This window comes from Parvibaculum sp. (assembly GCF_049672805.1).
GTDB lineage: Bacteria > Pseudomonadota > Alphaproteobacteria > Parvibaculales > Parvibaculaceae > Parvibaculum.
The window spans coordinates 1-6,840 of sequence record NZ_JBATWS010000203.1 but is presented as its reverse complement, the minus strand read 5'-3'; the positions used below and the strand labels follow the sequence as shown (position 1 = coordinate 6,840).

General features: G+C 59.4%; 7 protein-coding genes and 1 pseudogene. 3 read left to right on the top strand and 5 right to left on the bottom strand.

Going from position 1 to position 6,840, the window contains the following annotated elements; genetic code table 11:
* Positions 1–699: prolyl oligopeptidase family serine peptidase (locus WBF74_RS06525; protein ID WP_424436977.1), on the top strand; the 699-nt coding region annotated here is incomplete at its 5' end.
* Positions 700–707: 8 nt separating this feature from the next.
* On the opposite strand, the gene WBF74_RS06520 is transcribed toward WBF74_RS06525, so the two are convergent.
* On the bottom strand, positions 708–1,565 hold the full coding sequence (locus WBF74_RS06520) for a TauD/TfdA dioxygenase family protein (RefSeq protein ID WP_424436974.1): 858 nt from the start codon (positions 1,563–1,565) through the stop codon (positions 708–710).
* 115 nt (positions 1,566–1,680) lie between these two features.
* Here WBF74_RS06520 and WBF74_RS06515 point away from each other — a divergent pair, with 115 nt between their 5' ends.
* Positions 1,681–2,478, top strand: coding sequence for a DNA-binding transcriptional regulator (locus WBF74_RS06515; protein WP_424436971.1), 798 nt, complete (start codon positions 1,681–1,683; stop codon positions 2,476–2,478).
* On the opposite strand, the gene WBF74_RS06510 is transcribed toward WBF74_RS06515, so the two are convergent.
* The 4 genes from WBF74_RS06510 to WBF74_RS06495 all read right to left on the bottom strand — a co-directional run bounded on the left by WBF74_RS06510 (position 2,475) and on the right by WBF74_RS06495 (position 6,473).
* Positions 2,475–3,092, bottom strand: coding sequence for a class I SAM-dependent methyltransferase (locus tag WBF74_RS06510; protein ID WP_424436968.1), 618 nt, complete (start codon positions 3,090–3,092; stop codon positions 2,475–2,477). The two genes, WBF74_RS06515 and WBF74_RS06510, sit on opposite strands and share 4 nt — an antisense overlap.
* Entirely contained in the window at positions 3,089–3,550 is a 462-nt protein-coding gene (locus tag WBF74_RS06505; protein WP_424436965.1) for a MarR family winged helix-turn-helix transcriptional regulator, read from the bottom strand. The genes WBF74_RS06510 and WBF74_RS06505 overlap by 4 nt, the downstream gene beginning before the upstream one ends.
* 11 nt (positions 3,551–3,561) lie before the next feature.
* Positions 3,562–4,416, bottom strand: coding sequence for a sterol desaturase family protein (locus WBF74_RS06500; RefSeq protein WP_424436962.1), 855 nt, complete (start codon positions 4,414–4,416; stop codon positions 3,562–3,564).
* Between the two features lie 86 nt (positions 4,417–4,502).
* Complete coding sequence (locus WBF74_RS06495; protein ID WP_424436959.1) at positions 4,503–6,473, bottom strand: cellulase family glycosylhydrolase; 1,971 nt, start codon at positions 6,471–6,473, stop codon at positions 4,503–4,505.
* An 85-nt stretch (positions 6,474–6,558) separates the two neighbouring features.
* Between WBF74_RS06495 and WBF74_RS06490 the strand changes: the two are divergent.
* A pseudogene (locus WBF74_RS06490) lies at positions 6,559–6,840 on the top strand (serine hydrolase); the annotation flags it as partial.

The window sequence follows — 6,840 nt, the reverse complement described above, 5'->3', positions numbered from 1 at the left end:
CTCTATGGCTATGGCTCCTACGGCATCAGCATCCCGGCTTCCTTCTCCACAAGCTGCCTGTCCCTTGTCGATCGCGGCTTTGTCTATGCCATCGCGCATATTCGCGGCGGCAAGGAGAAGGGCTATCGCTGGTACAATGAAGGCAAGCAGGACAAGAAGCGCAACACATTTACCGACTTTATAGCCGCGGGCGAACATCTCGCGGCAGAAGGTTTCACCTCGCGCGGGCAGATCGTCGCGCAGGGCGGCAGCGCGGGCGGAATGTTGATGGGCGCGGTGGCGAACATGGCCCCTGATCTCTTCAAGGGCATCATCGCGGAAGTGCCTTTCGTTGACGTGCTGGCCACAATTCTTGATGCAACACTGCCGCTCACGCCGCCTGAATGGAATGAGTGGGGCAATCCCGTCGAGAGCCGCGAAGCCTATGACTACATCGCCTCCTACAGCCCCTATGACAATGTGCGCCCCGGCCCCTACCCGCATATCTTTGCGCTGGGCGGGCTGACCGATCCGCGCGTGACTTATTGGGAGCCTGCGAAATGGGTGGCGAAGCTGCGGGAGGCGCGCACGAATGACGGCGTCACCCTGCTCCACATCAATATGGATGCAGGGCATGGCGGTGCCTCCGGCCGCTTCGAGCGATTGAAGGAAGTCGCGCGTGTCTATGCCTTTGCGCTCGCCGTCACCGACAAGGCATGACGCCGCCCCTAGCGTGGACGGTCGCCGATGATCGTCACGCGCTCCATGCGCCGAACGGCAGGCCAATAATCCGAAACGGCATAATGCTGGCAGGCGCGGTTATCCCAAAAGGCGACCGAATTTTCCTGCCAGCGGAAACGGCACTGATATTCCGGGATGGCAGCCTGCGCATAAAGATGCGCGAGCAAGGCGTCTGACTCCGAGCGCTCCAAGCCGACAATATGTTGCGTAAAGGCGGCATTCACATAGATGCCCTTGCGGCCTGTCTCGGGATGGGTGCGGATCACCGGATGTTCGACCATCGGATAGGCCTTGTTCATCTCCTCGATCTCTTCCGGCGTCTTTCCCATCTTCTTCATCAGTGCCCGGAAATGCGCGAAGTCGTGGATTGCGACGGCACCCTCCACCTTCTCCTTCACCTCGTCCGACAAGCCTTCATAGGCCGCATACATATCGGAGAAGAGCGTGTCACCGCCGACATCCGGCACTTCAATGGCACGCAGTACGGAACCTAACGAGGGGCACGTCCGCCATGTCACATCGCTGTGCCAGACATTTTCACGGCCTGGTCTGTCCTTGTCATGCGTGATAGCGAGGACTTCGGGATAGCCCTCCTTATGTGGCGCGAAAGGATGCACCTCCAGCTCGCCGAATTGCCGCGCAAAAGCGAGATGTTCTTCCGTGGTGATGTCCTGATCGCGAAAAAAGATCACCTTCCATTCCAGCAGCGCTTCCCGAAGCGAGGCGAGCAGGCTCGCGCTCATCGGCTTTGAAAGATCGACGCCTGAAATCTCCGCCCCGATGGCGGGCGTAAGTGGCGAGATCGTGAAGGGCGCCGCATCGGGCATGGGCACAGCCTGGCTCATGGTTTCTCCTCCCCTTGTCCTGCCGATGAGCCTAAACGCAAATCTGCGGATCGCGTTTCACAAAATTTGGCGATTCCGCATAGCGGAATTACGATGCCTGCCGGTCGGAGGAAATATGCCCCAGTCGCGTGAGGCCAAAGAGGGCGTTCAGCCCGCCGTGAGAAGTTTTCGCGTGCTTGAAGCGCTGAACGCTGCGGGCACGGCAACGCTCACACATCTCCACGAAGCGACGGGCCTGCCCAAGCCCACGCTTGTTCGCCTGCTCGATACGATGATTGCCGCCGGCTATGTGCGGCGCATTTCGCGCAGCGCTGGCTATACACTGACAGAGCGTGTTCTCCGCCTTTCGAGCGGCTTCCGGCACAATGATCTCGTGGTGGAGGCAGCGCGGCCTTTTCTCTCTGCGCTGACAGCGGAATACAAATGGCCGGTTGCACTCGCGACTTTCGACCGCGACGCGATGCTGGTGCGGATTTCGACGCGACATGAAAGTCCCTTCAGCACCGATCCGGACTGGCTCAACAAGCGGCTGCCCATGCTCGTCTCCGCGCTTGGCCGCACCTATCTCGCTTTCTGCCCGGAAGAGGAACGACGCCTCATCCTTGCCTTGCTCCGCTCATCGCGGGCGGCTGCAAATGCGCTGGCGCGTGACGAGAAATATGTCGCTTCCCTGCTCTCCACCATTCGCAAGCGCAAATATGCGACGACAGCGCCCATGCGCGGCGACCCCGCCATCGGCATTGCCGTGCCGGTGATGAGCGGCGAAAGCGTGAGCGCCTGCATCACCATGCGTTATCTCGGTGTCGCCATGAGCGAGGCAGAGGCGGTGAAGCGCTATCTCGCTCCCATGCAACGCGCATCATCCGCCATCGCGGCAAATGTCGAGGAATGGCGCAGGAAACAAAGCCCCTAGTGCGCGCGGCACCCCATCACACAAATCGCCGGTACGGGCTTGAGCGCGAGTTCTTCTTTGCGGATCGCTTCAAAACCTGAAGCAGAAAAAATGCGCTCCAGCGTGTCTGCCATTGCAAGCGCATCCGCACGGGTCGGATTTGCATGGCGTGGCTGATAGGCGATGGCGAGCATGCCGCCCGGTTTCAGCCGTTGCGCGATCTTCGTGATGAAGGCCTCCTTGTCATCAATGAACTGGATGACATTGATGCAAAACGCCTTGTCGAAAGGTGCGGTGGTGGCGGGCAGGGCCTCGATGGAACCTTCAGCGAGAATAAGACGACCGCTGCGGACAGCCTCACGATTGCGCGTTGCTGATTGCCGTATCATTACGCCGGAGCGATCAACACCGACTGCGCATATACCCGGCGCCTTCGACAGACAAAGCGCGAGGGCAACGCCGGGTCCACAGCCATTTTCAAGCACATGGTCACTTCCGCCTGGCGCAAGAAGGTCAACGACCCATTCATTGCGCATGCGGTTGGACGTACGGCTGGCAAGTATCCATCCCGCGACATGTCCCAGAACCCCGTGCGGATGGGCGAACTGGTTGAGGAGTTTCCGGCGCAGGCTCATTGATCCACGAGCCCCTTGTCGAGCCGCTCCTCAAGCCGGAGCGAAAGCCGGGTGAGAATCTCGGTTGCCGTTTCCAGCGCATTTGCGTCAAGGCCGGTGGCAAGCTCGCTGATGATTTCCGCTTCACGCGCGCGCATGGTGGCGAAAACGCGTTTTCCCTTTTCCGTGAGCGCGATAAGCGAGGAGCGGCGATGCGCCGGATTTTCGTTCACACTTGCAAGCCCTGCCTCGCAAAGCCCGTTGACCAGCATTTGTATGTGCTGTCGTGTCACTCCCTTGCTGCTTGCTATTTGCGGGACGGTCATCGGGCCTTCTTCGTGCAGGCTTTCCATCACGGCGCGCATGGCGGCGGTGACACCGAGATCATCGTGAAGCGCGTCTGTCACCGCTTTCAGTCTGTTGAAGGTGTCCCGCACGGCCCGCGTGAGAGCCACAATCTTTTTCGCTTTCGGGGTCATGGTTTTTCCTTTCAGACGAGTTCAGCCTGTCCCGTCGATGTGTCACGGCTTCGCAGCCGCATGAAGGGAAGGAAGAGAAGCCACCACAGGGAGTGGCTGCGACCATCCTGACATTCGGCAAGACCGTTTTGCTGCGCGGCAAGGGCTTCGGGCGACTTGGTACGCCACGTGCCGAGAAGGCGATCCCAGATCGTCAGCACTGCCCCGTAATTACTGTCCGTTTCAGGGCGATATGACGAGTGATGCACGCGATGCACGTCAGGCGTGACGATAAAAAGACGCAGGAAGCGGTCGAGCCAGCGCGGCAGACGCACATTGGAATGGGAAAAAACGGTGACACCCGCATCCATCAGCTCATAGATCAGGAGCGCGAGAGGCGGAATACCGCAAAGGACGATGCCTGCCAGCACAAGGGGCGTTGTGACGACAAATTCCAACGGGTGGAAACGCACCGTCGTCGATACATCAAGTCTGGTATCGACATGGTGGACGCGGTGGATCGCCCAGAGGAATGGCACCTTGTGATTGAGGAAATGCGTTCCCCAGGAGAAGAAGCCGCGCGCAAGAAAGCCGAGAATGAAGACCACCGGCGCGGAAAGCCCCGCAATGTTGAGGACGCCGATTTCATTTGCCTGCGCCCAGTCAGCCGCCGCAATTGCGCCGACCGGCACGGCACCGAGCACGATGATGTTGAGAGCCGTCAGCGCCCCGTTGACCGGCCATCGCCTCAGCCGTTCCTGTGCGGCCCTATCCCGCGGCACCAGATTTTCCAGAACCGCAAAGGTGAGAAAAAGGCCGAAAAAGGCCAGATATTGCAAAAGTTCGAATTCCAGCCGGAGAAAGGCTTCGATCGCATCATAGGACATGGCCGCCCCCACATGACAAGAATATTGTCATATAAGACTACGACAACATACTTGTCAATTGGCTGCCGAACGCGTTAGCCTTGGCGTTATTTTCTTGTGATCGTTACCCCGATCTTGCTGGCGCCCACGGCGCGAATGCGGACAAGCTGGTGCGCTTCATCACGGATCGCCGTCCCGCCTTCTACCTCTATCTCATAGCCATTCGGATACTGGATTGCGGGCACGAAGATTTCTGTCTCTCCTTCGCCCTCCACCTCATAGACAAAGCGGAAGACGCCCGTTTCGCGCTTGAACTTCATCTTGAGCGGACGACCGGCGATGATGCGGGCATAGGGGCGTACGAAACCCTTCAATGCGCGACCACCGCTATTGATGTCGGCCGGGTCTTCGCGTTGATCAATGCTGTAGATGGAAAGGTCTTCCTGATTCCACCCGTCGCCGATTGCCTGATCGTTCCGGTTTGACGCCGTGTAGTTCCATTGCGTCGAGTTCATCAGCAACTGGTCGAGCGCGTTATACATGAGATCAAGCGCGATGATGTGCTTCTCCCACGGCGCGTCCGTGCGATCACCCTTCGCCCATGCCTTGTAGGCAGCGGCATCATCGAGATCAAAGGGGATGCCGAATTCACCCAGCAGCGCGGGCGCAGAAGTGCCGCCATTCAGGGTGCGTGATGCTTCTTTCAATCGGCCGAGCTGGCGAACATAGGACGCCTCGATCGCCTCTGCGCCCTCCAACGTGCGGCCCGTATAGGGATTGATCTTTACCGGGAAATCAAAACGCTTCGTGGACAGCGTCACGATGTCATACCAGTGGCTTGCATTCACGGTCCGCTCGGGCGTGTTTTCGGGGAAGCCACGCCCGAGGCCCGATCCCGGATCAAGCTCGGCAAAGAGCAGCCAGTCGTTATTGATTGCCCGCACGCGCTCTGCGACACGCGCAAAGAACGGACCCATGAAATCGTGTTCCATGTCGAAGCGATGGCCGTTGCGCTCAACAAAGAAGTTTTCATCTCCCGCTTCAATCGCGCCGCCTGCGATACGATAGGCACCGGCCCGCTCAAAGGGGCATGCGCGACCATCGCGCCAGATGGAAACGCCGTCGCCATTCACCAGCACATCGCCTTTCTTCACGACGGCGCGCTGCTCCCAGTCAATCTGCATTTCAGGAATTTCGCGGGCGAGGCCACGGGCCGCAGCGAAGCCATCAAGCACCGACCATGCAAGCCCCGGCCGCGCAGGGAACGGGTTTTTCTCGCTCGGCCCGACATGGCGATAGCTCATATATTGGCCGACATAGCCCGATCCCGGCTCGTTCAATGAATCAAAGCCGATGACATTTGGCAGATCTCTGACCCGCCTTGCGACAGCCTCCATCGCACCAAAATAATGTTCCTGCAGAAAGTCCTGCGCAGGGCGGCCTTCAATGAGAAAGTCCGGGCAGAAAGTGTTACCGGCAAAGAAGAGCGTCCACATGATCCCGTTGGCGGGATATTTGTAGTTCTGCGACCATGTCATGGTCGGATAGTTCTCTTCCTGCCGCCCGCCGCGCGCGAAATCATATTTGTATTGCATGACATGCGCCGCACCTGCGGCATGGAACTTCGTGAAGTCGAGACCGACCGCATCGAAGAGCCAGCCCGGCGCGCCATCACCGCCCGTCATTCGGCTCCAGACATCCTGATGGAAGTCCACAAAGACATAGAGGCCGTGGTCACCCGCCATGCGGCAGAGCGTGGCGAAATAGTCGAGATAGGCCTCGTCATAGCGGCGCGAGCCTTCATGCTCGACGGCTTCCCATGTCGTCAGCAAGCGCAAGCAGTTGAAGCCCCATGCCTGAAGCCGCGCAAAATGCTCCTCCGCCTCGGCGAGCGGAAAGGGCCGGCCTACAAAGGAGACGGTCCGGTGATCGGAAAAATCGGTCGGGATGTTGGTGTGTCCGTTCGGGGTGTAGGGCATCTTGCAGTCGCCGCCGAGATTGACGCCGCGCAGAATACGCCGCCTTCCCTCGATATCCCGGAACCACTCCCCGTCGATCTCCAGCCTCGGCAACGCCATCTCGTCCTCCCCTGAACGCTTGTTGGCGGCGAGGATAGCGGGCACCATCGGCGCACACAAATAAAGGCCGAATCCGGGAGAGATGATGAGCAAGACCGATCTGCCGCCCCTGCCCGCCCAACCCGCAGGCGTGCCCTGGCCGACCAGTGACTGGCCGAAAGGCGAGTTGCCGGACGAGATGGACAAGGCCCGCTTTACCCGGCTTATGGACAAAGCCTTTGCGGAAAACCCCTCGGCAGAGCTTGGCGAGACCTTCGGCACCGTCATCGTGAAGGGTGGCAGGCTCATCCATGAGCAATATGCGCAGACCCATGGGCCGGAACACACCTGCCCTTCCTGGTCGAAGGCGAAAAGCATCACCCATGCG

Coding starts and splice junctions, on each gene's coding strand:
- WBF74_RS06500 (WP_424436962.1), bottom strand. CDS start 4,416: ATGTCCTATGATGCGATCGAAGCCTTTCTCCGGCTGGAATTCGAACTT.
- WBF74_RS06515 (WP_424436971.1), top strand. CDS start 1,681: ATGCCCCAGTCGCGTGAGGCCAAAGAGGGCGTTCAGCCCGCCGTGAGA.
- WBF74_RS06510 (WP_424436968.1), bottom strand. CDS start 3,092: ATGAGCCTGCGCCGGAAACTCCTCAACCAGTTCGCCCATCCGCACGGG.
- WBF74_RS06520 (WP_424436974.1), bottom strand. CDS start 1,565: ATGAGCCAGGCTGTGCCCATGCCCGATGCGGCGCCCTTCACGATCTCG.
- WBF74_RS06505 (WP_424436965.1), bottom strand. CDS start 3,550: ATGACCCCGAAAGCGAAAAAGATTGTGGCTCTCACGCGGGCCGTGCGG.
- WBF74_RS06495 (WP_424436959.1), bottom strand. CDS start 6,473: ATGGCGTTGCCGAGGCTGGAGATCGACGGGGAGTGGTTCCGGGATATC.